This is a genomic window from Streptosporangium canum (genome assembly GCF_900113865.1).
Classification (GTDB): domain Bacteria; phylum Actinomycetota; class Actinomycetes; order Streptosporangiales; family Streptosporangiaceae; genus Streptosporangium; species Streptosporangium canum.
The window spans coordinates 302,566-327,168 of sequence record NZ_FOQY01000002.1; the positions used below are offsets into that span (position 1 = coordinate 302,566).

Here is a 24,603-nt window from a genome sequence, read left to right on the forward strand (position 1 = left end):
GGCCACGGGGAGCGATGGCGGTCTACCGGCAGGTCCTGGCCCGCGACCGGCTGTCCGGCCATCGTGTCCGGGAGGCGAGTGGGGTCAGGATATGAATTCTTACTAATCTACATTGTAAAGGCACCCGGCCGTTCGCGCACCTAAGGTCCCCATCCGGAGAAGACGACTCCCGCCTGGCGCCGACCCGCGTGCCGAACGCCTGGAACGCTCCGCGCTCGCCGGACCTGCGGATGAACGTCGGGCGGAGGTCCGGCAGTCCCTCCGCCGCCGCGCGAATCACCATCCCCTACGTGACACCATCCCGAAAATTCATTACAAGGCGGTTGTTGATATCTCTTGATCAAAAACTTCGCGCACGATACTTTGCCGATGATCAAGGAACACGCCTTCGTCCTACGTACCGCCAAGAAAGAGACAACAGCGGCTGATGCGCGACCAATCCCCTCGACCAGCCCCTGTGACACGGCGGACCATGCTCCGCGCGTCAGGCGCAGCGGGCTCCGCCCTGTTCATCGGCATGGCCCTGCCCACCCCTGCCGCCGCCGCTGAGGCGTTGTCGCCCCAGCAGCGGGAGATGGTGCTGCAGGTGGCCAAGGCCGGAGCGATCTACCCGATCGAGGTCCCGAGCTTCGGCGAGCCCGGTACGGCGAGCAGCCGTGCCACCGACTCCCGGCTACGGGAGGCCGAGGCCAGGCTGCGACCGGCCCGGCTGGCGGCGATCCGCGCCGGGGCGGACCTCCTGATCTCCCAGGGCCTCCTGGCCGTGCCGCGTCCGGCGCTGCTCGCGGGCATCGGCCGGGCCGCCGCCACGGCGGCGCCCGCTGAGCTGCAGGCCCTGATCGCGGTGGCCGCACTGGGCGCGGCCACGGTCTCCCGCCATCTCGACCCCTCCTCCGACAGCCCCGCGACCGTGTGGATCGGCGGGCTGGCCCACCTGCACGACCACGGTATGCGGCCCACCGTCCTGCGGCACCTGGAGACACGTTGAAGCTCAACCAGGACACCGAGGCCAGGCTGCACCGGGGCAAGCGGAAGATCCTCGACGACTTCGGCGCCGATCCCAACGTCACCGGTGCCGGCATCGGCTTCCGCCGCCGCGACGGGCAGTGGACCGACGAGCCCGTGGTCGTGGTCCTGGTCGCCAAGAAGCGCCCCGAGGCGCTCGTGTCCAACCGCCGGCTGCTGCCCAGAACCGTCGAGGTGGACGGGAGCCTCTGCGAGGTCGACGTGATCGAGGCCGGCCCGTTCCGGATGGACCGCGTCACCGATTCCGCACGGGAGGTGACGCCGGAGGCCGTAGTGGGGGTCCCCGGACGCATGCGGCCACCACGGCCGGGCTGCAGTATCTCCAACCCACTGGACGGCGATGCCGCGGGGACGCTCGGCCTGTTCGTCCTCGACAAGACGGACGGCACGGTCTGTCTGATGTCCAACAACCATGTGATGGCCCGCATGGGGGAGGGCGTCAAAGGCGAGAAGATCATCCAGCCGGGTGTCCACGACGGCGGTACGGCGGCGAAGGACACGATCGCCACGCTGAAGCGCTGGGTTCCCATCACCACGGCCGGAACGAAGATCGACGCCGCCATCGCCCAGCTCACCGACCAGATGAACCTGTCCCTGCAGCCCGCTCTCGACCGCATGCCGCCGCTGGGGGTCAAGCACCCTGCCGTCGGCATCTTCACCGGCGGTGACGACCACGGGACCGGCGTGATCACCAGGATCGATCTCGCGCTCACCGCTCTCAACGTGGTTCCCGCCGTTTCCGCACCGGACGGCAGGGTGGCGGCCGCTCCTCCTGAGGCGGTGAAGGTCCCCGAGCCGTACATGAACATCGAGAAGGTGGGCCGGACCTCGGGCTACACCTCCAGCATGATCACCGCCATCGGCGTCGAGACGGTCATCCTGACCCCCCTCGGGATGGTCCTCTACACCGATCTCGCCCTCACCGATCGCTTCGGCCTCGCCGGCGACTCCGGGTCGACGGTGTTCCACGGCGGTGACGGCGACACGCTGGTCGAGCCCGAGGACAACAGCTCGTGCCCGCTTCTCGGGAGCGTCGGCAGTTATTACGGTCTGCCGCTGACCGGGGACAACGACCTCGCCGACGATCTGCGGGACAACTTCCTCGCCCAGAGCCTGGTCGGCAGGCTCCTGATCCGCATCCCCTACATCAACCAGCAGGCGGTGATCGACCGGCTGCAGGGGAAGCAGGCCACGGGGAACGAGCGCTCCTACGCCTCGCAGTACTACGGGAAGTATCACGACTTCATGGCCACGGTCCTGGCCGACCCGGACTCGACCGCCGTCGTCACGCAGGAGCATCTCGACGACTCCGTCTTCGCCATCAGCGGCCTGGCTCAGACGGTGCTGACCCCGCAGGAGACCCAGCTCGCCTACACCCTCTACGAGAAGGCGCTGATGCCCACCCTGGGCATGAACCGCCGCCAGGTCCTGGAGTACATGAACGGCCACGACCTGTACACGCTCGTCTACGACGCGATCGCCAAGGTGCCCACCATCGAGCTGAACGGACCCATCGAACTACCGCGATGACGACCACTGCCGCCGATTCCGTACCACCAGGTTCCGTGCCGTCCGACTTCACCTCCCGGGTGAACGACCGGCTCCTCCGCCTGGCCGACGGCCTGCCGGAGCCGGTCCGGGCCCCGGTGCGTACGCTCGTGGCCGGGCCGGGCAAGTTCGTCCGGCCACGGCTGCTGGCCGCCGCCGCGGGCTTCGGCACGGCCGACCACGGCCGGCTGGTACGCCTGGGCGCCCTGGTGGAGTTGATCCACCTGGCCTCGCTCCTGCACGACGACGTCATCGACGAGGCGGAGACCCGCCGGGGAGCGCCGGCCGCGCACACGGCCGTCGGCACCGAGCAGGCCATGCTCGCCGGGCTGGCCTGCTTCGCGCTGGTGGGCACCGAGGCCGCCGACCTCGGAGAGGGCGTCGCCGGGGCCGTGAGCGCGGCTGTCGCCAGGCTCGCCTACGGTGAGCTGCTCGACGTCGAGCGCGCCTTCGACACCGCCTTCCCCCTGCCCGCCTATCTGGAGCTCGTGCAGAGCAAGACCGCCGAGCTGTTCCGGCTCTGCTGCCTGCTGGGCGCCGCCGAGGTCCGGTCCGGCCCCGGGGAGGCGGCCGCGCTCGTCCGGTTCGGCACGGCGCTCGGCGTCACGTTCCAGATCCTCGACGACTGCCTGGACCTGCGCCCGAGCCAGTCGGGCAAGCCGGTCGGCACCGACCACGCGCTGGGCCTGTTCGGCGCCCCCACCCTGTACGCGCTGCGAGCCGACAGCGGCGGGGAACTCGCCACGCTGCTGTTGTCGCCGTCGTTCAGCACCGGCGACATGCCCGAGGTGTACTCCCTTGTCGAGGCCCGTGGCGGGCTGGAGGCCGCGGCGCGGCTGGCCGCCGACTGGCACGACCGGTCGCTGGCCGCCCTGGGCGAGCTGCCCGCCGGCGGACCCCGCGACCGCTTGGCCGCGCTCGCCGCCTCGCTCCTCCAGGCCCGCTCGTGACCGCGCCGCTCACCGCCGACGTGCTGATCGTCGGCGCGGGACCGGCCGGCGCGATCACCGCCGCCGAACTGGCCCGTCACGGCCTGCGCGCCGTACTGGCGGGGGAGGAGGCGGGGGAGGCGGACTACGACCTCGTGCTCAGCGGCGCGGCCATGCGCGGCCTGGCATCCCTCGGCGCGCTGGAGGAGGTCGCCGCCCGCGTCGTCGACACCGTCGAGCTGCGGTTGGGGCAGGGCGGCGGACATGTGCTGCCCGAGGCCGTGAACGCCGCGTGCGAGCGGCGCCACCTCGTCGGCGGACTCCGCCGCACCGCCATCGCCGCCGGAGCCATCCGGCTGCCGGGCAGGGTCACGGACCCGGAGCGGCGGGACGGCGCCTGGCACGCCTCGATCGGCGGCGCCACCGTGTCGGCACGCCACCTCGTGGTCGCGACCGGAGCTCCTTCAGGCGGCACGCCGCACGCCACCGGCCTGCTGTGCGCGCAACGGTACAGCGGGGTGAACCTGACCGGGTCGATCGTGCTGGCCCTGCCCGCGCCGCGCACCATCGATCCGGCCGAGCGGCCGACGTGCGTGTGGGCGGTGCCGGGGGCCCAGGCGGGCACCTGCACGATCGGCGCCTCCAGACTCGGTCCTGGCGATCCTGACGAACTCCTCGAAGCCGCCCGGGCCGTCCTGGCCGAGGGGGACCGGCGCTTCGCGGGGGCCGTCCCCGCGGGTCCGCCGGTCACCGGAGTCCTCAACAGCGGGTTCGCCCCCGAGCACAGCGTCCACGACGGGCGGCTCCTGGTCGGCGACGCGGCCGGACTGGTCAACCCCTTCACCGGTGAGGGGCTCAGCTACGCCGTGCAGAGCGCTCTGCTGGCCGCCCGCGCCATCGCGGCCCATCCGGACGACCCGGACGCGGCCGGGCGGGCGTACACGCGCCGGCTGTCGGCGACGTTCGTGGGGTACTTCGAGACGGCGACGCACGCCGCCCGCCGCTACCATCTGGCCTGGCGGGTCCTGGTGGCCACGGCCGGCGACGAGCGGCCCGTCTCGGCCAAGGTCCGGCGGGCCGTGCTGACGCCGGATGGGTTCTCCGGGCTGACGGCCGCCGACCTGATGCCGCTGCCCGCACCTGACGTGGCGCTCCTGGGGCCGTTCCTGCTGGCCTGTGACGAGGTCGCCGTCAGCGCCGTCCGTAAGGAATGGCCGTTCATCGCCCGCCTGCTGATCGCCGGGGAGCACTCCCCGCACCGGCGGCTGCGCCCCGCCGCGCCGTTCTTCGCCGCCCTGCTGGCCGGTGGGAAACCGCCCGACGCCGCCTTCGCCACCCTCGCCGCCGCGATCGAGCTCGCCACCCTCGGGGCGCTGGCCTTCCTCGGCCCGATGCCCCCGCGCGCGGCGCCGGGCAGGAGGGTGGACTGGGCCGTCGCCAGCACCGTGCTGGCCGGTGACTTCCTCCTCGCGCAGGCGTCACGGCTGGTGGCGGCCTCGGCTCCGGAGGTGTCGTGGTCGTTCGCGGACTGGCTGGGCGAGCTCGCCGCGCTCCGGGCCGCCAGGGTCGACCCGGCCGGGCGGTCACGGGCCGGGGAGGTGTTCGCCGCGTTGCTGGAGTTCCCCTCCCGTGTCGGGGCGCAGCTCGGCGGGGCGTCACCCGAGACCGTCCGCGCGCTGCGGGACTTCGGCCACCACAGCGGGTACGCCTTCCTGCACGCCGAAGAGGTCCTGGCGGTGCGCGGCGAGCGGACCCGGCTGGATGTCACGCTGCCCGGAATGCTCTCCGGGCGGCTCTCGGCGATCCCCGACGTGCTTCCGGAGGTCACCGGCGCTCTTCTCGCCGGTGACCCCGGCGCACGATCGAAGGCCCTGGACCTGGCCGTGACCGCCTGCCGGGACGCGCACCGGGCGGCCCTGGGCGCCCTTGAGAACGTCGCGCACCCGGTGTCCGCGCGCATCCTGGAGAGCTTCGTCGCGACCGTGTGCGCCCCCGGCGCGCCGGCGCCGCCGTCGTCTCCGGCCGGCGCGTGACGCTCCCTCCGCCGCCGGCCCGCCGCATCCCGCAGGACGCTGGATGCGACTGATCAATCGCCAGGCCTGTAGCTTTGCTCGATATGGCCCTTCAGGTCGTCGGGATAGAAATAGACGGGCCGGAGGTCGCCGCTCGCGTAGCGTTCGGCCTGGTCGTCGAAGTGCGGCGAGCGGGGATGCCCGCTCGTGCCCCCGGCCGTCACCGCCCAGGCGCGCACCTTCGGCCCGAACTCCACGACCGCCACGAAGCTGTTGCCGCCGGTGCCGTACCAGCGCTTCGTTCCAGGCCCGGGCTCCGCCACGAACGAGGCGAGGGAGCCCCATCGCGCGGAGGTGAAAGGCACCGGGATGCTCGGCTTGGCATCGTCGAATTTCTGGACGATCGCGTCGTCGTTGCGCTGAAAGCGGTTGATCTCGCCCCAGGGCACCTGCCAGCTGCCGAAATCTCGCGTCAGCCGCTCCGTCGCCGCCTCCAGCGCCGCGAGCCGCTGCGCGTCGGCGGTGTGGTCGGCCAGGTAATCCCATACCGGCAAGCCCGCGTCCTTCGCCGGCTGGGCCGAGGGTGCCCAGAGCGCCTCGCCCCAGAACACGGCCAGCGAGGTCGCGGTCGAATCCGCGCCCCAGCGGCAGTCCCAGCCGCGCAGCAGGCGGATCGGGCCGGCGAGCCTCGTCTTTCGCCGGTCGTCCCCGGGCAGCCTGTCCCACGCCGCGATCAGTCCCGGTACGAGCCGGGCGAAGGCGGTGAGGTGGGGATCGAAGGCGGCTGCGATCAGCGTCTGCGGGGTGAAGTCGCTGCGGGCGTTCAGCACCCGGATCGCCTGCGGGCCGCGCGGGTTCTCGCCGGCCTGGTCGAAATAGCGCGGATAGCCGGCGGCCTTGGGGCTGTCGGGGCCGGCCGCGGTCCAGGGCCAGTTGTTGGTGTTGAACACCCACCCATTGTTCGGATTCACCGCCTGAGGCAGGCTCCGGAGGTCGTGCAGCCCGCGCCAGCCGGTCGCCGGATCGCTGCCGTCGACGGGCTCGCGATAGTCGAAGCGATCGGTGCGGACCGGCACGAACTGCGGCATCAGGAAGGCGATCTCCCCTTTCGAGTCCGCGAACAGCGTGTTGTTGGAGCTGTTGGCCTTGAAGCCCGCCACTTCGGCGAAGCCCGCGTAATCGCGCGCCTTGGTGCGCAGGAAGCTCTGCTGCAGCGCCTCGACGGGCCTGTTCATCAGCGCGAAGGCGATCCATCTGCCGTCCGCCTCGCGCACGATCGGGCCGTGATGTGTGGCGAAGGTGGTGAAGTCGCGGTGTGCCCGTCGGCCATCGGCGGTGCGATAGGACAACGTGATCGTCTCCGTCTTCACCGGCCGCAGCGCGTCGCCGTAGCGGTAGGAGCGGCGGCCGTCGGCCCCGGTCACGATCGTCTCGGCGAACTCGTCGACGTTGTCGAGGCCGCTGGAGGTGTGCATCCAGCCCGCGTCCGCGTTGAAGCCCTGGTAGACGAAGAACTGCCCCCAGGTGGCCGCGCCGTAGACGTTGAGCCCTTCGCCGCTGGTCACCTGCTGCTCGGAGCGGAAGAAGAGGCTGGTGTGCGGGTTGATCAGCAGCAGCGCGTGGCCGTCGCGCGTGTGGCCCGGCGCGATCGCCATGCCGTTCGATCCCCTGGGTTCGCGGAACGGCGGCTCGCGCTCCTCATCGGTCCTCGCCGCCGGGCGGTTGCCGTAGAAGGCCTCGAGGCAGGTGAGCGGCACCCGCTCGATGTCGTCGCCGATGCTGCCCTCGGAGAAGCTCAGCGCCATCCAGGGCTCGAACCGCTTGATCACGCGCGGATGCGCCTGGGGGTGTGTCGCGAGATACCAGTTCAGCCCGTCCGCCCAGGCCTGCATCAGCCGGCGCAGCCAGGCCGGGCTCTTGGCGTGATCCCTCTTCAGCGCCTCGGGGTCGACGAACAGCCGCCGGCGCAGGTCCTGCCAGATCGCACTCTCGCCCTCGGCCTCGGCGAGGCGGCCGAGGCTGATCAGGTAGTTGGTCTCGATCCGGTTGAAGTCGTCCTCGGCCTGGGCGTAGATCATCCCGAACACCGCATCGGCGTCGCTCTCGCCCACCACATGCGGGATGCCCCAGTCATCGCGGGTGATCGTCACGTGTGCCGCCTGCCTGCGCCAGCGGGCGAGATCGGGTGAGATCCGCCTGGAAGCGGCGGACATGTCGCCGGGCGGCAGCCCCACCGCGGCGGCCGCGGCTCCGGCGGCCAGTCCGGCTGCTCCGCCCAGGACGCGCCGCCGGCTCAGCCCTCCGTCCTGCGGGCGGCTCATGAGCTGGTCCACCTCTTTCGGGGTCGAGGGATCGTGCGGGGTTCACACGATCTGTGTGGTGGGGCGCGGACGCAGGGCGCCCCACCACTCGATAACCCGAAGGCGAGATCGGCACACCTCGCACCGGTCCTCCCCGGCCGAGGTTTTCGGTTGACGCGCTGCGGATGTTCCCGGCGGGCCTCGAACCGGACGGGTGCTCTGCGGCCGTTGCCGTCTCCGGCTTTCCCGCTCGGCGCCGCGTGCCGGAAAAGGAGTACGGCGTTGGCGTTCAGGCGGGGAAGCGCTGGTTCTTCCAGGCGGCCAGTTCGGTGGCGGCGGCCGCCAGCTGAGCGGGGGTGACGGCGGGGCCGGTGGCCGCGCCGACCACCAGGGCGGTGTGCACGGTGCCCGGTGCCGCGCCGGACGGCCTCAGCAGCAGGCGGTGGGCGGTGGGCGAGCCGGTCTCCGTCGCGATCGCCGCCGTCCCGGAGGCGGGCAGGCCCGCACGGGTGGCCACGTCACCGACCACGACGGTGGTCGCGGCGGTGAAGGAGGCCGGCAGGTGCAGCTCGGTCGGGGCGCTCGGGGCCGTGGCGGGTTCGCGCCAGACCAGGACGCCGAAACGCCGGTCCTTGACCAGTGTGGCGATGCCCGGCATGGAGGACGGTACGGCCAGCCAGGCCCGCTGCTGCCCGGCGCCGCCGTAGCCGGACCGGGCGAGGTCCTCGTAGGCGAAGGCCAGTACGTCGCCGGCGACCGCGGAGGGGTAGAGGCGGTCCAGCACCGCCTGGTCCAGCCGGGTCGCCAAGGCGCCCGACGCGTCCGCGGCGACCACGGAGAAGTCCTCGTCGTTCCAGCCGTCGCCCTCGGTCCGCACCTTGGCGGGGTTGCGGTTCATCAGCTCGTGGTGCCGGCCGCTGTAGGCGTCCCAGTGCCACTGGGTCGAGGAGAGCACGTTTCCCCCGGCGCCGGCGGCCTGCCACCAGCTCTTGCCGGCGACCCCGGAGTCCATGGCCTGGTACATGGCCCGGACCATCCACGGTGTGCGGTCGCTGCCGCTGCCCGACAGTTTGTAGCCGAACTCCGAGACGAAAGGCGCGGTGGCCAGTGTGCGGGCCCGGTCGCGGATCTCGTTCATCGCCGCGTCGTACACCCCGTCGGAGGCCGGCGAGGGGTCCACCGTCATGCGGGCGCCGTCGTAGAAGTGGCTGTTGAAGACGTAGCGGGTGCCGAGGGCGCCGGCCGTGGTGAGCCCGCCTTCCTCGAAGAAGCCGGTGTTCCAGAAGGCCAGGGGCTCGACGAAGGCGGGCTTGGCCGCCCACCCCGAGGCGTCCATGGCGGCGCGGAATCGCTGGTAGAAGGGCATCAGGTAGGTTTTCTCCCACTCCAGGCCGCTCTTTCCGGAAAGGCCCCCGTCGAAGGGTTCGTTGAAGGGGTCGAACCCGATGACGGAGGCGAACTCCTGGTCCGGCAGCCGCTGCCTGATGTGGGTCATGGCGGCTGCCGCCTGCCGCAGGAAGGACTCCTGGACGCCGACCTCGCCCGCGGAGGTGCTGATGCGCCGGTTGCGCCAGAAGTCGTAGGCGGCCTGGCGGACGGCCTCGTTGGTCTGCATGTTCTGCCCCCACAGCAAGCAGATGCCGCAGGACTCCTTGGGGTAGTCGCCGGCCTTGATCACCCATTCCGGCGCGCCGTCACCGGTGTACCAGCTGCCCTGGTTGAACAGGTATGAGGAGTACAGGTCCTGGTGGTAGTCGACCAGGACGCGGATCCCCCGGCCGGTGAACGCGCGGATCTGCTCGACCGCCTTGTCGAGGTAGGTGTAGTCGATGGTGGAGGGGGACGGCTGCACGCCTTCCCAGCTGATGAGGAAGCGGATCACGTTCGCGCCGGTGAGGTCGCGCATGGCCTGGGCCGAGCGCGCGGCGTCGGCGGTGCTACGGAACGGCAGCAACGAGTTCTCGTACAGCTTGGCGCTGCCGGACACGTTGAACCCGCGCAGTGTCACCTCCCGGCCGTCGCCGTCGCGGAAGACCCAGCCCTGCTGCTTGGCCGTGACGACCAGCGAGGTCGGGGCCGCGGTCGCGGTCGCGGGGTCGTGAGCGTTGCCGTTTACCAGGGTGAACGTCAGGACGGCGGCCAGAGCGGAGGCGGCCGGGCGCGCCAGGCGCGACGATGCTGCTCGCATGAACGGAGAATAGAGCCCTCCTCATGTTGTTGTTAGTGGGCGATCCGCTAAAACCGCTTTCCGTTCCTTGTCCGCCACGCGCAGACTCGCCCGCGATCGCCTGCCGCGACATCGGAGGATCACGGATGTGTCCTCATCTCGCCGATCGGGGGCCGGTCAGCGGGCTGGACCGGTGTGCCGGGGGTGTCGGTGCCGAAGGCGCTGCGGTCGTCGCCGGGTCTGATGGGCCGCAAGAAGGCCGGCTCGGCCGAGGCGCGGAAGATCTTCCACGGTAAGAACGGCAGCTGTATCAGAGCTACCGCGAAGGCATGGAAGACCGGCTCGGCGCGCCCGGCCTGGTTCTCAACGCCCCGGTGTTGTTCGACACCCGCTACATGGTGGCGGAGAAAAGCTGTTGATCACCCTCGCTCCGCGGGGGAAGGCTGTAGCGAATCATCGATGAAGAGCACCCGCGAGGAGTCGTCCGTGGCGAGTGACTGGGTCGTCGTCCTCGTGCTGGGCGCCATCGTGGTGGTGGGCGCCTCGGTGCAGCGGCTGGCGGGGATCGGGTTCGCGCTCGTGGCGGTGCCCGCCCTGGTGTTGCTGCTCGGCCCGGCCGAAGGCGTGGTGCTCGCCAACTGCGCGGCCGGTGTCATCAGCGCGGTCGGGCTCGCCGGCACCTGGCGCCAGGTGCGCCTGGCCACGATGGTCCCGCTGGTCGCCGCGGCCGCCTGCACGGTGCCGGCCGGGGCCTGGGTGGCCGCCCGCCTGCCCGAACCGGTGCTGCTGGCCGGCACGGGGATGCTGGTGAGTGTGGCCGCGGCGCTGGTGATGCGGGGTGTTCGCGTGCCCGCCTTGCGGGGCGTCACAGGCGCGGTGGCCGCCGGTGCCGCGAGCGGGTTCATGAACTCCTCGGCCGGGGTGGGCGGCCCGGCGGTCTCCCTGTACGCGGTCAACGCGGGCTGGACGGTGCGGGAGTTCGTGCCGAACGCGCAGTTCTACGGGGTCGTGGTGAACGCCTTCTCCGTGACGGCCAAGGGCTTGCCCGAGCTCACCGTACCGGTCTGGCTGTTGGTCGCGGCCGCGATCGCGGCAGGCTCGGTGATCGGCAGAGCACTCGCCCAACGGGTGCCGGAAAGGCCGGCCCGGCTGATGGTGCTGCTGCTCGCCCTGGCCGGCGGGCTCACCACGCTGGTCAAAGGACTATGGGGTCTGTGATCGAGGGCTCATTCGTGCATCTCCTCAAGGACGGGGCCGCCGGTCCGGGGTGGAGGCCGACAGCAGGGTGAGCGCGGCGCGGCGGCCGTGCTCGCCCGCACCGGCCGGGCCGAGGTGCGCGGCGACGACGGTCGCGCCCTCGACCAGTATGCGCAACTGCCGGGCCAGGACGTGCGGATCGGCGGCCCCGGCGCGGGCGGCGATGCCGGTGAGGAGTTCGAGGTAGCGGCCCAGATGGCGCGCGGTGATGGCGCGTACGGCCTCGACGTGGTGCTGGGCGGCCGCGTTCGTCATCGCGCAGCCGCGGAAGACCGGCTCCTCGTACCCCGCCTCGGCACTCGGACTCGCGCGCTTCGCCTACGGGCTGCTCGTCCCGGCCATGCGTGCGGACCTCCACTGGATGTCCGCCTATCTCGCCGACCGGCAAGCGCCGGTCACGCAGGTGGTGCTCATCTGGACGTCGCTGGGCCTGGCCGCCATGGCGGCGGCCTTCACCATGCTGTTCGCGGCCGGTCAGACCGTCGGCCCCTGGGTCGCCGGCATCCTCGCCGACCACACCTCGACCGAAGCCACGCTGGTGTGGACCGCGGTTCTGTGCGCTGTGGCGGCCATGATCGCGGCGACGGTCCGCCGCCGGCATCCCGCCCCGCCGGCCACGGCGCGCGATTCGGCGTCGCCGAGACGGGGCGCCTGACGCCGGGCCCCGGTACTCACGTTCGCACCCGCCTGCCGGCCACCCGCCGGCGGCGTACCCGACCTTCTCAGGGCCGGACGGCCAGGCACGTGCGCACAGCCTCGACCAGGCGGCCGGCGCGGGCGTCACCGTGGCCGACCATGCGGTTGGCGACGTAGGCGAAGCCCACGCCGAACTCTTCGTCGCCGAAGGCGAACTGCCCGCCCGCTCCGTCGTTGCCGAAGCTGCGCTCTCCCAGCATCGGCCGGAAGGCCGAGTCGAGCAGGAAGCCCGAGCCCCAGCGCGCCCCGGCGTCGAAGCCCAGCCAGCCCTTGCCGGAGGAGACCTCGCCGACCGCGTCCGTCACGGTGTCCGGTGTGAGCAGCCGCTGGTGGCCCTCGATGCCGCTCACGGCCGCCGCGTACAGCCCGGCGAGGCCGCTCGCCGACGCCGTGGCACCGGCTCCGGGCAGCTCCACGCCGAGCAACGCCGGGTCGTTCCAGCCGTGCGGCTCGTCGAGGCCGGGGAAGACCAGCGCGCCGTTCATCGTCACGATGCGGGTGAGCAGGTGTTCGGGGCCGGGCATCGGGGGCCGCCCTTCGGCCTCGACGAGCCGGGCACGGCCGTCCATCTCCTCGGCGGGCAGGCCGATCCAGGCCCGTAGCCCCAGCGGCTCGCCTGCGGCACGGCGGAAGTAGGCGCCGGGGGTGAGCCCGGTGACGCGCCGGATGACCTCACCGATGAGGAACCCGAAGACGTGGCCGTGGTACTCATACGCCGTGCCCGGCTCCCACAGCGGTCGCTGCTCCTCGATGGCGCGGATCACCGGTGTCCAGGCGGCGATCTCCTCGAAGCCGAGCACCGGGTCGAGGGCGGGCAGCCCCGCCCGGTGCCCGAGGACCATGCGGCAGGTGACGGCCTCCTTGCCGGCCCGCGCGAACTCCGGCCAGTACCGGCCCACCGGGGCGTCAAGGTCGAGGTGCCCCTGCTGCGCGAGGAGATGGGCGCAGATTCCGACGACGCCCTTGGCGCAGGAGAAGACCGGTACGACCGTGTCCTGCGCCCACGGCCGGCCGGTCCGTCCGTCCGCGACCCCACCCCACAGGTCCACGACCTTGCGCCCGTCGACGAAGACGGTGACGGCCGCGCCGAGTTCACCGTATTCGGCGAAGTTGCGGCAGAAGGCGTCGGCGACCGCCCCGAACCGTTCGTCGGCGAATCCGCTGCGCTTCACGGTGATCCTCTTTCTCCGGATGCGTTGTCGACGGTCGCGGTGAACGCCCGCGCGCGGACGCGCGGGCCCCGGGTCGCCGATGCCGCGGTCGCGGGCAGGGGGCCGGTGAGCCGCCTGCCGGGTCCGGGACGTGGCGCTTGCCGGCGGGCGTACCGGCCGGGCGCCAAGGGGGGCGCGTCGCCGGCCGGCCGATCGAGGCGGTTGCGGCTCACGCCAGAACCTTGTCCAGAAACGCCGACAGCTTGCCTCTGGTGCGATCGATCCGCTCCTCCACCGTCAGGGATTCCTCGAGCCGCCCTCCCAGGTCGGGCATCTTCTTACCGCGCACGTACAGGGAACAGGCGAGGTCGGTGCACACGTACACGCCGACCGAATTGCTGTCCCGGCCGGCCTGCCCCGCGCGCCGGGCGGTCATCAGCGAGACGCCGCTGCCGGGATGCGTGGTCAGGCACAGCGAGCACATGCCCTGGTAGAGAGCCCCGCGCTGCCGTGAGACCACGCGGAGCGTCACACCGACGACCTCGCCGCCGCGCTCGGTGACGACGTAGCCGCGATCCGGCGCGCCGGGGTCGCACCACCCAAGGAAGTCCAGATCGTCCCAGGGCTGCTCGGCCAGGCCCCGCGGAAGCGCCAGCCGCTTGGCCTCCCCCCGGGAGCAGTTGACAAATGACGTGCGAATGTCCTGCTCACTGACTGCTTTCATGGCGCGGAACGCTACCTTTGCCTAGAGATATTAGGCAAACAGTTAAATCCCTAGGAAACACGGAGGCGGCGGGTGGCCCGTGCGGGACTGACACCTGAGCGCGTGACGGAGGCGGCCGCGGACCTGGCCGACGCCGTCGGGTTCGAGAACATCACCGTGTCCGCACTGGCGCGGAGCTTCGGGGTCAAGGACGCCAGCCTGTACTCGCACGTCAGGAATCTGCGGGATCTGCGGGAACGGGTCGCACTGCTGGCCGCGGGCGAGCTCGCCGACCGCATCGCCGCGGCGGTCGCGGGCCGGGCCGGGAAGGAGGCCATGGTCGCCTTCGCCAACGCCTACCGGGACTACGCGCTGGCCCACCCTGGCCGCTACGCGGCGACCCAGGCGGTCCAGCTGGACCCCGCCGTCCTGGCCCGGTCCACCGTCCACGCCCGCACCGTCGAGCTGACCCACGCGATGTTGCGCGCGTACAGGCTGGTCGAGCCGGACCTGACCGACGCGGGCCGCCTGCTGCGCAGCGCCTTCCACGGCTACATCACCCTTGAGGCCAACGGCGGATTCAGCCACTCCCGCGCCGTGCGGAGGTCCTGGGAGCGGGCCCTCGACGGCCTCCACCTCCTGCTGGAGAACTGGCCCGCGGAGTCTCCGCCCCCTGCGGCGGAGGGGCAGAGGAGATGACGAGGTGCGCTCGCCTTCCGATGGCGGTCCGGCGCGACGTGCCGGAAAGAGCACCCGGCGGCCGCGAGCGGCCGTCCACCGGCCGCGCCGGAGCCCGAGGGGTTCACCGGGGGTACGAAAGATCCACACGTCCGGTCAGGGCAGCAGACGACGAACGCAAGGAGACGGTGATGGCGGAGAAGACGATCGCGGATTTCTGGTTCGATCCCTCCTGTCCGTACACCTGGATCACCTCCCGGTGGCTGCTGGAGGTGGAGAAGGTCCGGCCGGTCGAGGTGCGCTGGCGGGTGATGAGCCTGTCGGTGCTCAACGAGGGCCGCGACGACGATCCCGAAGGCGACCCCGAGGGCTACCTGTGGGTGCCCGTGCGCATCTGCGCCGCCGTGCAGCAGGAGTACGGGCAGGAGGCGCTCGGGCGGTTGTACACCGCGATGTGGACCTGCGGTCGCGATCGCGGCGAACAGGAGTGGATCGGTCCCCTTCATGACGCGCTGGCCGCCGCCGGGCTGCCGCTCGAGCTGGCCGAGGCCGGCACGTCGACGGCCTACGACGAGGCGGTGCGCGCCTCGCACGCCGAGGGCATCGGCCTGATCGGCGATCATGTCGGCACCCCGGTGGTCGCCGTCACCGGCGCCGGCGGCGAGCGCGTGGTGTTCTTCGGCCCGGTCATCTCCCGGGCCCCCACGGGCGAGCAGGCCGGGCGCCTGTGGGACGGGACGCTGCTGGTGGCCGCCATCCCGGGTTTCCACGAGCTCAAGGGCGCCCCGCATGAGAAGCCCCGGCTCGGCGACCTGATGTGATCTTCGCGCCGCGGGAAGGAGCATGACCCGCGGCCCTCACACGGGCGGATCAAAGGAGCCCCCGCCCCCGCCCCCGCCCCCGCCGTCCCCGTCCCCGTCGTCGTGCGGCGACGGCGGCCGCTCAGCGGGAGAGCAGGTCCCGGAGGGCCTCGGCGACGGCGGCGGGGGCCTCTTCGGCCATGAAGTGACCGCAGGTGACGGTGCCGTGCCGCAGGTCGGGAGCCCAGGCGTTCCACAGCGCCGCCGCGTCGAAGCCGAGTGCGGCGCCCCAGTCCTGCTGGAGCACGGTGACGGGCATCCGCAGCCGGCGACCGGCGTCCCGGTCGGCCCGGTCGTGCTCGACGTCGACGCCGGCGGAGGCGCGGTAGTCGGCCACGATCGAGGGCACCGCGTCGCGGCAGGCGTCCAGGTAGGCGGCGCGGACTTCGGCGGGGATCGCCCGCGGGTCGTTGGTCCAGATGTCGAGGAAGTGGCCGAAGAAGGCGTCCGGGCTGGCGGCGATCATCTGCTCGGGCAGACCCGGGGGCTGGGCCATCAGGTAGAGGTGGAAGCCGACGGCGGCGCTGGTGCCGCGCATCGCCTCCCACATGTCCAGGGTCGGCAGCACGTCGAGCGCGGCCAGATGGGTGATCGTCTCCGGGTGGTCGAGGGCGGCGCGGAAGGCGACCAGGGCGCCGCGGTCGTGCCCGGCCAGCGCGAAGCGCTCATGCCCCAGCGCGCGGGCCAGGGCGACGATGTCGGCGGCCATGGTGCGCTTGGCGTAGGTGGCGCCGCCGGTCTCGGCGGGTTTGTCGCTGGCGCCGTAGCCGCGCAGGTCGGGGCAGATCACGGTGTGGTCGGCCGCGAGGTCGGCCGCGACGTGCCGCCACATCAGGTGGGTCTGCGGGAAGCCGTGCAGCAGCACGATCGGCGTGCCCGAGCCCGCGACGGCCGCGTTCAGGGACACGCCGTCGGCGACGAGGACGCGCCGGTAGTCGAAGCCGGTGATGGCAGGCGTCATGGTTGCGCCCTTTCGGTAGGTGAGCAGGTGTCCTCAGCCTGCCGGGCGTGGATGAGCATCGGATGAGCGCGCTATATCGTGACCGGGGGCGATGCCCGGAAAGGGGACAAGGGGTGCAGGTCGTGTTCGGGGTGCTGGGGCCGGTGGCGGCCTGGGACGGGGAGGGGGCCGCGATCGCCTTGAAGGGGCCGCGGCACCGCGCGGTGCTGGCCCGTCTGATCGTCGCCCGCCGCCGCGTCGTCCCGGTCACCCGCCTGGCCGAGGACCTGTGGGCGGATCCGCCCCCGGGCGCGGTGGGCGCGGTACGCACCTTCGTGGCCGCGCTGCGCCGTGCGCTGGAGCCCGGGCGCCCGCCCCGCACCGCGGCCCGGCTGCTGGTCACCGAGGGGCCGGGGTACGCGCTGCGCGCGGAGCCGGGCGCGGTGGACGCCTGGCGTTTCGAACAGGCGGTGTCCGCCGCCGCGACGCTGCCCGCCGAGGACGGGCTCGCCCGGCTGCGGGAGGCACTGGGGTGGTGGCGCGGGCCCGCCTACGCCGAGTTCGCCGACGAGGCCTGGGCCCGTACGGAGCGCTCCCGCCTGGCGGAGCTGCGGCTGCAGGCGGTGGAGCGCCTGGCCGAGGCCCGCCTGGCCCTGGGCCTGCCGGCCGAGGCGGTGCCGGACCTGGACGCGCACGTGGCCGAGCACCCCTGGCGCGAGGACGCCTGGCGTCTGCTGGCCCTCGCGCTGTACCGCGCCGGCCGCCAGGGCGACGCGCTGGCGGTGCTGCGCCGGGCACGGACCCTCCTGGTCGAGCAGCTGGGGGTGGATCCGGGCCCGGGGCTGCGCCGCCTGGAGGGCGACATCCTCGACCACGCCGACCACCTCGACCCCGCGGCCACCGCGGCCGGGGCGGCGGGCCGGGTGTGGGCGCAGGCGGCCGCCGCCTACGACCGCGCCGTGCCGTCCGGTGCCCGGGCCCGCCTGGAGTCGACGGTGGGCCTGCTGCGTGACCTCGCGGTGACCGGGGGCGGCGGCCTGGAGGCGGCCCGCCGGCACCGCGTGGCGGCCGTCGTGGCGGCGCAGGAGATGGGCGACGCGCAATTGACCGCCCGCGTGATCGGCGCCTACGACGTCCCGGCGATCTGGACCCGCTCGGACGACCCGGAGCAGGCGGCACAGATCGTGGCGGCGGCCGAACGCACCCTGAGCGCCCTGCCGCCCGGCACGCACCAGGCGGCGCGGGCCCGCCTGCTGGCCACGATCGCCCTGGAGTCGCGCGGCACCCGTGCGGGGCGCGGGCCCCAGGCCGCCCGGCAGGCAGAGGAGATCGCCCGTGGCCTGGACGACCCCGGGCTGCTGGCGTTCGCCCTCAACGGCGTGTTCATGCAGACCTTCCACCGGGCGGGTCTGGCGCCGCGCCGGGACGAGATCGGCGCCGAGCTGGTCGCCCTGTCCGCCCGGCACGGTCTGGTCACCTTCGAGGTGCTCGGGCACCTCATCCGCCTGCAGGCCCGCAGCGCGCTGGCGGACTTCCCGGCGGCCGACAGGCACGCGGCCGCCGCCGACCACCTGGCCGGGCGCCACGAGCTGCCGCTGGCGGGCGTGTTCGTCCAGTGGTACCGGGCGCTACGGCTCGCCGCGGCCGGGCGGGCGCCGGCGGCCGAGGTGGCGGCGGCCTACCGGGACGCCGCCGCGCGGCTGGACGGCGCCGGCATGCCCGGACTGCGGTGCGGCGTGCTGCCGCTCGCGCTGCTGTGCCTGCGCCTGCGCCGCGCACGGCCCGCCCAAACCGACGAGCACACCGACTGGGGTCCCTACGAGCCTTGGGCCCGCCCCCTGGTGCTGCTGGCCCAAGAACGCCGCGGTGAGGCCGCGGCGGCGCTGCGCCGGGTCCCCGACCCGCCCCGCGACCTGCTGTTCGAGGCCCTGTGGTGTCTCGCCGCGCGGGCGGCCCTCGCCGTCGGCGACCGGGAGACGATGGAGCGCGCCCATACCGAGCTCGCCCCCGCGGCGGCGGAGCTGGCGGGGGCGGGCAGCGGCCTGCTCACCCTGGGCCCCGTCTCCGAGCACCTCGGCGACCTGGCCGCCGCCCTGCGCCGCCCCCGCTGAGCTCGCACCGCCCGCCCACGGCTGTCCTGCCGTCTCAGCCCGCCGTCCCCGCCGATGTCCCCGGGGGGCCGCCCCCAGGACCGCCGCGCCCTCAGATCACCAGGTCACCGGCAGGGAGACCAGGCCGCGTGACACCGGATGGTCCTTCCACACCAGATCCTGCCCCGGGACGGCGAGCCGGGCCGTCGGCAGCCGGTCGAGGAGCACGGCGAGGGCGACCTGGAGCTCCATCCGGGCCATATGCGCCCCCAGACACCGGTGGACCCCGTGCCCGAAGGCGAGGTGGGAACCGCCCTCCCGGAGGATGTCCACCCGGCCGGGGTCGGCGAAGAGCAGCGCGTCGTGGTTGGCCGAGCCGATCGCCGGCAGCACGCCCTCTCCGGCGCGGATGGCGACGCCGCCCAGCTCGACGTCCTCCAGGGCCACCCGCAGCAGGGCGCCGGTGATCGCCGAGGGGTTGACGCGCAGCAGTTCCTCGGCGGCCGAGACGATCAGTTCCGGGTCCCCGCGCAGGCGGTCGAACTGCTCGGGATGGGACAGCAGGGTCAGGAAGCCGGACGCGATCGCGTTGCTGGTGCTCAGGTAGCCGGCGGTGACCAGGAGGAACGCGAAGCTGATGAGCTGCTGCTCGGTGAGGCGCTCCTCCTTGTCGCGCTCGGCGACCAGGGCGCCGAGCAGGTCGTCGGTGGGCCACCGGCGCCGGATGCCGATCATCTCCGCCATGTACGACTCGAGGTGGCCGCGCGCATCGAGGATCTCCTGCGGGGTGTGCCTGGTCATGCTGAACGCCGTGTCGGTCAGCGCGCACAGCCGCGCGCTGTCCTCCTCGGGGACGCCCAGCAGGATGAGCACCAGCCGGAGCGGCAGGGGGAGGGCGAAGCGGGAGACCAGGTCGGCGGGGGGACCGGCGCAGATCAGGTCGTCCATGAGCCGCTCGGCCAGCCGCCGGGTCCACGGCCGCAGGGCCTCCACCCGGCGTGCCGTGAAGTGCCTGGTGGCGGTACGGCGCAGCCGGGCGTGCTCGGGCCCGTCCATGCCGAGCAGGACGTCGGGGCCCGGGCTGGAGGCGCCCATCTGCGGCGCGCCGGGCAGCTCCGCCGCCGCCCGGCTGAAACGCGGGTCCGCGAGCACCTGTCTGACGTCCTCGTAACGCGTGACCAGCCAGGCGCGGTCGCCGGTCGGCAAGGTGACCAGGGTGACGGGCGCCTCCTGGCGCAGGCGGGCGAGTTCGGGGGGCTGCGCGATTCCGGGGGGAAAGGTGAACGGGAAATTCCCGGGGTCCTCAGTGGCCATCGGCGGGTCCATCTCCTTTTGACTGTGAATTTTTCCCCGAGTCAAAGGGAAAGCGCTCCAGTTCATCTGGAGCCCGACATGATTTCCGGTTCACCGATCCGGGCGGAACGGTTGCGGCCGGGTTCTCCACCGGTTCTCGAGCTGTGATGGTGCCGCGGCGGTGACAATGAGCGGCATGACAGCGATCGTGATCACCGGCGGTACCCGAGGCATCGGGCAAGGTCTCGCCCGCGCGTTCGCCGCCCGCGGCTGCCGGGTCGTGATCTGCGGACGTTCCGAGGAGACGGCGCGCTCGGCCGCCGGCGCGCTCGGCCCCGGCGTACTCGGCGTGCGGGCCGACGTCACCTGCCGGCCGGACCTGGAACGGCTCTGGGAGAAGGCCGAAAAGGAGTTCGGCCGGGTCGACCACTGGATCAACAACGCCGGGGTCGCGCTTACGCCGCGGCTGCTGTGGGACGTCCCCGAATCCGACATCCGCAAAGTCGTCGAGGTCAACATGATCGGAGCCGTCAACGGCAGCGCCGTGGCAGCCGAGCGGATGCTCGCCCGCGGCGGAGGTTTTCTCTGGAACATGGTCGGATTCGGCAGTAACGGCAGAATTTCCCGTGGAATGGCGCTCTACGGATCGACGAAAAGGGCACTGGCTTATGTGCACGACACCCTGGTGCTGGAGACCAGGGGAACCCCGGTCCGGGCCGGGCTGCTCTCGCCGGGCATGGTGGTCACCGAACTGGTCGCCGACAACGACCTACGCGCCGACCTGCGGGGCCGCCGCCAGCAGCTGTACTACGAGGTGCTCTCCGACCCGCTGGAGGTCGTCGCGCCCTGGATGGCCGAACGCATCCTGTCCGCCCGGCGCAACGGGGCGAGGGTCGAGCGGCTCACCACCCCGAAGGCACTCGGCCGGCTGGCCGGAGCGCTGATCCAAGGACGTGTCCGGCCCGGGCGCAAGACGCCCTGACCGCCCCGGCGCCCTTCCCCCATTGACGCTGACCCAGCAGGAGGCCAGGCCCTATGTCGGAGATCGCCGGTTGGGTGGACTTCGAACGCGAACCCGCCACGGCGGGCGCCGTGGTCACCGAGATGACCAGGGCCCTGGCCATGGGGGAGTGCGGAGACCCCCGGCTGTGGTCGGGGCCCGGGGGCGCCCTCGGACTGTGCGACGCCCGTTCACCCGGCCCGGCCGGCCGGGCACTGCTCGAGGCGCGCGGCGCGCGCGGCCCGGCGGTCATCGCCTTCGGGGGCGCCTGCGACAACCGCGCGGAGCTGCGCGGCCTGCCCGGCCGCCCGGACGGCCAGGGCGACGCGGCGGCGGTGCTGCACGCCTACCGGGTGCTCGCAGAGCGTTTCACCGAACACCTGCGCGGCTCCTACGCCTTCGCCCTCTGGGAGCCCCGGGACGCCGCGCTGACGCTGGTCCGGGACCGGCTGGGCACCCGCCCGCTCTACTATCTGGAGCTGGCCACCGGCGTGGTCTTCGCCTCGCGGCCAGAGGCCGTCCTGGCGCATCCGGCGGCACACCCGGCGCTCGACGAAGACGGCCTGCGCATCGTGCTCTCCGGGATAGCCATCCCCGGCCGGACCGTCTACCGGGACGTCCGCGAGGTGCGTGCGGGCCACACGGTCCGCCTCTTTCGCGAGGGAAGGACCGAGCGCCGCTACTGGGCACTGTCGGCGGCCGAGCACCGCGACGACACCGCGACCACCGTCGCACGGGTCCGTGAGCTGCTGGAGGAGGCCGTCGGCGAGCAGACGGCGGACGCCGGACGGGCCGGCAGCCTGATGTCGGGCGGGCTGGACTCCAGCGCGCTCGCGGCGCTGCTCGCCGGGCGGCGGGAAGGGCGCCTGGCCACCTTCTCGGTCGACTACCAGGGCTACGAGGAGAACTTCCGGCCGCACATCGTCCGGCCGGAACCCGACAGCCCCTACGTCCGTGACATGACGGCCCATCTCGGATCCGACCACACCGACGTGGTGCTGACCACCGGCGACCTCACCGCCCCCGACGTCTGGAACGCCCTGGTGGCCGCGCTGGACCAGCCCCGGCTGTTCGCCGACACCGAGCCGTCGATGATCCTGCTGTACCGGGCGGTGCGGGGCAGGCTGGACACGGTGCTCAGCGGCGAGGGCGCGGACGAACTCTTCGGCGGATTCCCCTGGTTCCACCACCCCCGGTGGGCCCAGGCGCCCGGCTTCCCCTGGACGCCGACGACCGACGAGCTGGTAGGCACCCTCTTCGCGCCGGCGATGAGGGACCTGGCGGTGCCGGACTTCCGCGCCGAGCACTACCGCGAGGCCCTGGCGGAGCTGCCCGCTCCGCCGGATGAGGACCCCCGGGAGCGGCGGATGCGGGAGGTCGGCTACCTTTTCGTCACCCGCTTCCTGCCCGAGCAGCTCGACCGCGCCCACCGGCTGAGCGCCGGCTGTGGATTCGACGTCAGGATGCCGTTCTGCGACCACCGGCTGGTGGAGTACGCGCTGAACATCCCGTGGGGCGTCAAGAACTTCGACGGCTCGGAGAAGAGCGTGCTGCGCGCGGCCGCGGCCGACCTGCTTCCGGCTTCGGTGCTGGAGCGCCGCAAGTCCGGATACCCGATGACGCACGACCGGGGATATGACCGCATCCTGCGGGCGAAGGTCGGCGAACTGGCCGCCGGCGGGCCGGTCCTGCCGCTGCTCGACGCATCCGTGCTGGACCGCCTGCGCGAGGACCCGTCCCAGGGGCCGGCGCTCAGCCGTACCGAGCTGGAACTGGCCCTCAAACTCGACGCCTGGCTCACCCGGCGTCGGCTCGCTGTGCCGCACTGACCCAAAAGCGACCCCGCCGAGCCAGGCGCCGGCGGGCGACCCGCCGGCCCTCAGCCCGGCACGGGCCGAGCCGCGGCGACCTCAGGCACCGGCCGCGCCACCGCCCTCCGGCAGGTTGCCCGCCCGGTGCCCGGCGACGCCCTGCGGCGGCACCTGCGATCCGCCGTCCGGTTCCGGCCTACGGGCCGGCGCGGCGGACCGGCCCGCCCAGCGGCGCATCGCGGGACGCTCGACCAGGACGTGCAGGGCCCAGGCGAGCAGGACCGAGACCGCCAGGCAGGCCAGCAGGAAGCCCAGGCCGACCGGGGTGCTCCAGGCCGGCCCGGAGGAGAAGGCGTCCGTCGGCGGGCCGAACGCCCGATGCCCGTAGGCGAGCACCAGCCCGTGCACCAGGTAGAAGGCGTAGGAGATCTCGCCGAGCCAGACCATCACCTTGGTGCTCAGCACCGTCCTGCGGCCCTGGACGTCCGCGGTGGCGGCGGCCGGGATCAGCAGCGCCAGGGGAATCACGGTGCACGCCGCGAACCGGTAGAGGAACGGGGCGAACAGCAAGGCCCCGTAGCCGGCCGAAACCAGGAGGACGGCCGCCGGCAGGGGAAGGCGGATCCACCGGCCGGCCAGCACGATCCGCGCCAGCAGCATGCCCAGGACGAACTCCAGGAGCCGCACGGGAGGGAAGGCGTAGACGGACCAGATCTGGGCGAAGGAGGCCGGCCCCCATGACCACTGCGGCTGATCCGGCAGCAGGGCCTGGACGGCCGGCGGCGCCAGCAGCACCCCCGCGATCGCCGCCCCCGCCCACCACCACAGGCGGCTCGGCCTGATCCGGCCGACCCCGAGGACCAGCAGCGGGAACGCGAGGTAGAACAGGGCCTCCACCGAAAGCGACCAGCTCACGGCGTTGACGCTGACCATGAAGGAGTACTGGGGGATCCAGGCGTGCAGCAGGAGAAGGTTGGACACGCTCTGCCAGAGACCGCCGGACTGGCCCGCCCAGCCGATCAGGACGAGCGCGACGGCGAACGTCACGACATGGTTGGGGAAGATCTTGACGAAGCGCCTTCGCCAGAACCCCGTCGTGCTGTCCCCCGGCCGGGCCGACCAGGTGAGAACGAACCCGCTCAGCAGGAAGAAGAACGAGACCCCCACGAATCCCGCGCCGCCGCCGACGAAGAGGAAGCCGTAGCGCAGCGGCGGGGCGCTGAACACCTGCGCGATGCTGCCGTGGAACAGGAACACCAGGGCTGCCGCCAGGAACCGGAGACCGCTCAGCGAGGGAAGCCGTGGGGGGTGGGGGGAAACGGAGGCGTCCGGGGTCGACACAGAGCCAGTCCTTTCGAGCGCGAACGGCGAGGCCGTCCTGCGACCGCGGAGCCTTCCGGCCGGCGGGCGGGGGAGGCCACCTGACCCCACCGACCTTCGCAGGACGCTCTCGCCGCCCACTCGAACGGCCGGCGACGGCCCCGCCGACATCCCCGGGTTCCTGAAAGGTGCGCGCTGGGAGGTCTGATCACCGCCAGCGCGGAGCTGAGGCATCGGTGACGCTTGAGACCATGACGACTGAGACCATGACGACGACGGACCTGGCGGGGGAGCGGGCCGGTGGATCGCGCGCGGACGGGCGGTCACGCGATGACGCCTGGGCGGTGATGGAGAGGTTCTACGCCGCCGAGGCCGCGTATGTGGCCGCGGGCGGGTTCGGCAAGGCCGGCTACGACGAGGTCGCCGCCCACCTGGATCCCGAGGTCGTGCTGCATCAGGCTCCCGGGCTGCCGTTCACCGGAACGGGGACGTGGCGCGGCCACGAGGGCATGGAACGGTTTCTGGCCGCGTTCAGCGAGGTCTGGGAGTCGATGGAGTTCCTGGAGCAGGAACACTGGGGCGACGGTGACACCGTCGTGGTGCGCAACCGGGTGCGTTTCCGCGCCCGCGCCACCGGCCGGGAGGTCGACACCCTGATCCTGCAGCTGGTCACCGTCAGGGACGGCCGCATGCTCGAATGCCGCCCGTTCTACTGGGACCCCGCCGCCGTCGCCGACGTCTGCGCCTACCGGCCGGCCGGTCACGGCACCGTCTGAGCCGGGACCCGGCCGGAGTTCCCGGCCGACGACTCGCGGCTCGGCG

At 72.8% G+C, this 24,603-nt stretch carries 20 protein-coding genes; 12 read left to right on the forward strand and 8 right to left on the reverse strand.

Features of this window, described 5'->3' with window-relative positions:
* The first annotated feature begins 472 nt into the window (after nt 1–472).
* The 4 genes from BM085_RS03630 to BM085_RS03645 are packed head-to-tail and all read left to right on the forward strand — an operon-like array spanning nt 473 to nt 5,536.
* Nucleotides 473–988 carry a hypothetical protein gene (locus BM085_RS03630; RefSeq protein WP_143120789.1) on the forward strand — a complete coding sequence of 172 codons (516 nt, stop codon included), beginning with the start codon at nt 473–475 and terminating at the stop codon, nt 986–988.
* A complete protein-coding gene (locus tag BM085_RS03635) occupies nt 985–2,556 on the forward strand; it encodes a hypothetical protein (RefSeq protein ID WP_093885591.1) in 1,572 nt (523 codons plus the stop codon). The genes BM085_RS03630 and BM085_RS03635 overlap by 4 nt, the downstream gene beginning before the upstream one ends.
* 35 nt (nt 2,557–2,591) lie before the next feature.
* On the forward strand, nt 2,592–3,524 hold the full coding sequence (locus BM085_RS03640; protein ID WP_245789099.1) for a polyprenyl synthetase family protein: 933 nt from the start codon (nt 2,592–2,594) through the stop codon (nt 3,522–3,524).
* Entirely contained in the window at nt 3,521–5,536 is a 2,016-nt protein-coding gene (locus BM085_RS03645) for an FAD-dependent monooxygenase (protein ID WP_093885593.1), read from the forward strand. Before BM085_RS03640 ends, BM085_RS03645 begins: the two co-directional genes overlap by 4 nt.
* A gap of 53 nt (nt 5,537–5,589) precedes the next feature.
* On the opposite strand, the gene BM085_RS03650 is transcribed toward BM085_RS03645, so the two are convergent.
* Nucleotides 5,590–7,665, reverse strand: a complete 2,076-nt coding sequence (locus BM085_RS03650) for a penicillin acylase family protein (RefSeq protein ID WP_245789100.1) — start codon at nt 7,663–7,665, stop codon at nt 5,590–5,592.
* Between the two features lie 439 nt (nt 7,666–8,104).
* On the reverse strand, nt 8,105–10,003 hold the full coding sequence (locus BM085_RS03655) for a cellulase family glycosylhydrolase (RefSeq protein ID WP_245789101.1): 1,899 nt from the start codon (nt 10,001–10,003) through the stop codon (nt 8,105–8,107).
* Nucleotides 10,004–10,441: 438 nt separating this feature from the next.
* Here BM085_RS03655 and BM085_RS03660 point away from each other — a divergent pair, with 438 nt between their 5' ends.
* Nucleotides 10,442–11,200, forward strand: coding sequence for a sulfite exporter TauE/SafE family protein (locus BM085_RS03660; RefSeq protein WP_177244939.1), 759 nt, complete (start codon nt 10,442–10,444; stop codon nt 11,198–11,200).
* A 24-nt stretch (nt 11,201–11,224) separates the two neighbouring features.
* Here BM085_RS03660 and BM085_RS03665 read toward each other — a convergent pair whose 3' ends face one another.
* A complete protein-coding gene (locus BM085_RS03665; RefSeq protein WP_245789102.1) occupies nt 11,225–11,494 on the reverse strand; it encodes a hypothetical protein in 270 nt (89 codons plus the stop codon).
* An 85-nt stretch (nt 11,495–11,579) separates the two neighbouring features.
* On the opposite strand from BM085_RS03665, the gene BM085_RS03670 reads away from it, so the two are divergent.
* A complete protein-coding gene (locus tag BM085_RS03670) occupies nt 11,580–11,894 on the forward strand; it encodes a hypothetical protein (RefSeq protein WP_218158585.1) in 315 nt (104 codons plus the stop codon).
* Between the two features lie 67 nt (nt 11,895–11,961).
* On the opposite strand, the gene BM085_RS03675 is transcribed toward BM085_RS03670, so the two are convergent.
* Entirely contained in the window at nt 11,962–13,107 is a 1,146-nt protein-coding gene (locus BM085_RS03675) for a serine hydrolase domain-containing protein (RefSeq protein ID WP_093885594.1), read from the reverse strand.
* Between the two features lie 208 nt (nt 13,108–13,315).
* Complete coding sequence (locus BM085_RS03680; RefSeq protein WP_093885595.1) at nt 13,316–13,810, reverse strand: FBP domain-containing protein; 495 nt, start codon at nt 13,808–13,810, stop codon at nt 13,316–13,318.
* A gap of 72 nt (nt 13,811–13,882) precedes the next feature.
* Here BM085_RS03680 and BM085_RS03685 point away from each other — a divergent pair, with 72 nt between their 5' ends.
* Both BM085_RS03685 and BM085_RS03690 read left to right on the forward strand, forming a co-directional pair.
* On the forward strand, nt 13,883–14,488 hold the full coding sequence (locus BM085_RS03685; RefSeq protein WP_093885596.1) for a TetR/AcrR family transcriptional regulator: 606 nt from the start codon (nt 13,883–13,885) through the stop codon (nt 14,486–14,488).
* 170 nt (nt 14,489–14,658) lie between these two features.
* Complete coding sequence (locus tag BM085_RS03690) at nt 14,659–15,288, forward strand: mycothiol-dependent nitroreductase Rv2466c family protein (RefSeq protein ID WP_093885597.1); 630 nt, start codon at nt 14,659–14,661, stop codon at nt 15,286–15,288.
* 121 nt (nt 15,289–15,409) lie between these two features.
* Here the strand turns inward: BM085_RS03690 and BM085_RS03695 are convergent, their stop codons facing one another.
* Complete coding sequence (locus tag BM085_RS03695; RefSeq protein ID WP_093885598.1) at nt 15,410–16,288, reverse strand: alpha/beta hydrolase; 879 nt, start codon at nt 16,286–16,288, stop codon at nt 15,410–15,412.
* Between the two features lie 113 nt (nt 16,289–16,401).
* On the opposite strand from BM085_RS03695, the gene BM085_RS03700 reads away from it, so the two are divergent.
* The gene (locus BM085_RS03700) at nt 16,402–18,378 is read left to right on the forward strand and encodes an AfsR/SARP family transcriptional regulator (protein WP_093885599.1); all 1,977 of its coding nucleotides are present in this window, start codon (nt 16,402–16,404) and stop codon (nt 18,376–18,378) included.
* A 96-nt stretch (nt 18,379–18,474) separates the two neighbouring features.
* Here the strand turns inward: BM085_RS03700 and BM085_RS03705 are convergent, their stop codons facing one another.
* A complete protein-coding gene (locus BM085_RS03705) occupies nt 18,475–19,671 on the reverse strand; it encodes a cytochrome P450 (protein ID WP_177244940.1) in 1,197 nt (398 codons plus the stop codon).
* 175 nt (nt 19,672–19,846) lie between these two features.
* On the opposite strand from BM085_RS03705, the gene BM085_RS03710 reads away from it, so the two are divergent.
* Nucleotides 19,847–20,632 carry an SDR family oxidoreductase gene (locus BM085_RS03710; protein WP_093885601.1) on the forward strand — a complete coding sequence of 262 codons (786 nt, stop codon included), beginning with the start codon at nt 19,847–19,849 and terminating at the stop codon, nt 20,630–20,632.
* A 53-nt stretch (nt 20,633–20,685) separates the two neighbouring features.
* The gene (gene asnB, locus BM085_RS03715) at nt 20,686–22,479 is read left to right on the forward strand and encodes an asparagine synthase (glutamine-hydrolyzing) (RefSeq protein WP_093885602.1); all 1,794 of its coding nucleotides are present in this window, start codon (nt 20,686–20,688) and stop codon (nt 22,477–22,479) included.
* 81 nt (nt 22,480–22,560) lie between these two features.
* On the opposite strand, the gene BM085_RS03720 is transcribed toward asnB, so the two are convergent.
* Complete coding sequence (locus BM085_RS03720; RefSeq protein WP_093885603.1) at nt 22,561–23,802, reverse strand: acyltransferase family protein; 1,242 nt, start codon at nt 23,800–23,802, stop codon at nt 22,561–22,563.
* A gap of 230 nt (nt 23,803–24,032) precedes the next feature.
* Here BM085_RS03720 and BM085_RS03725 point away from each other — a divergent pair, with 230 nt between their 5' ends.
* The gene (locus BM085_RS03725; RefSeq protein ID WP_245789103.1) at nt 24,033–24,557 is read left to right on the forward strand and encodes a nuclear transport factor 2 family protein; all 525 of its coding nucleotides are present in this window, start codon (nt 24,033–24,035) and stop codon (nt 24,555–24,557) included.
* Nucleotides 24,558–24,603: the final 46 nt, after the last annotated feature.

What these genes read in the sequence shown, in the direction of transcription:
- BM085_RS03710 (WP_093885601.1), top strand. Translation starts at nt 19,847, where the DNA reads ATGACAGCGATCGTGATCACCGGCGGTACCCGAGGCATCGGGCAAGGT.
- BM085_RS03665 (WP_245789102.1), bottom strand. Translation starts at nt 11,494, where the DNA reads ATGACGAACGCGGCCGCCCAGCACCACGTCGAGGCCGTACGCGCCATC.
- BM085_RS03670 (WP_218158585.1), top strand. Translation starts at nt 11,580, where the DNA reads ATGCGTGCGGACCTCCACTGGATGTCCGCCTATCTCGCCGACCGGCAA.
- BM085_RS03660 (WP_177244939.1), top strand. Translation starts at nt 10,442, where the DNA reads ATGAAGAGCACCCGCGAGGAGTCGTCCGTGGCGAGTGACTGGGTCGTC.
- BM085_RS03705 (WP_177244940.1), bottom strand. Translation starts at nt 19,671, where the DNA reads ATGGCCACTGAGGACCCCGGGAATTTCCCGTTCACCTTTCCCCCCGGA.
- BM085_RS03655 (WP_245789101.1), bottom strand. Translation starts at nt 10,003, where the DNA reads ATGCGAGCAGCATCGTCGCGCCTGGCGCGCCCGGCCGCCTCCGCTCTG.
- BM085_RS03680 (WP_093885595.1), bottom strand. Translation starts at nt 13,810, where the DNA reads ATGAAAGCAGTCAGTGAGCAGGACATTCGCACGTCATTTGTCAACTGC.
- BM085_RS03725 (WP_245789103.1), top strand. Translation starts at nt 24,033, where the DNA reads ATGACGACTGAGACCATGACGACGACGGACCTGGCGGGGGAGCGGGCC.
- asnB (WP_093885602.1), top strand. Translation starts at nt 20,686, where the DNA reads ATGTCGGAGATCGCCGGTTGGGTGGACTTCGAACGCGAACCCGCCACG.
- BM085_RS03630 (WP_143120789.1), top strand. Translation starts at nt 473, where the DNA reads ATGCTCCGCGCGTCAGGCGCAGCGGGCTCCGCCCTGTTCATCGGCATG.
- BM085_RS03695 (WP_093885598.1), bottom strand. Translation starts at nt 16,288, where the DNA reads ATGACGCCTGCCATCACCGGCTTCGACTACCGGCGCGTCCTCGTCGCC.
- BM085_RS03690 (WP_093885597.1), top strand. Translation starts at nt 14,659, where the DNA reads ATGGCGGAGAAGACGATCGCGGATTTCTGGTTCGATCCCTCCTGTCCG.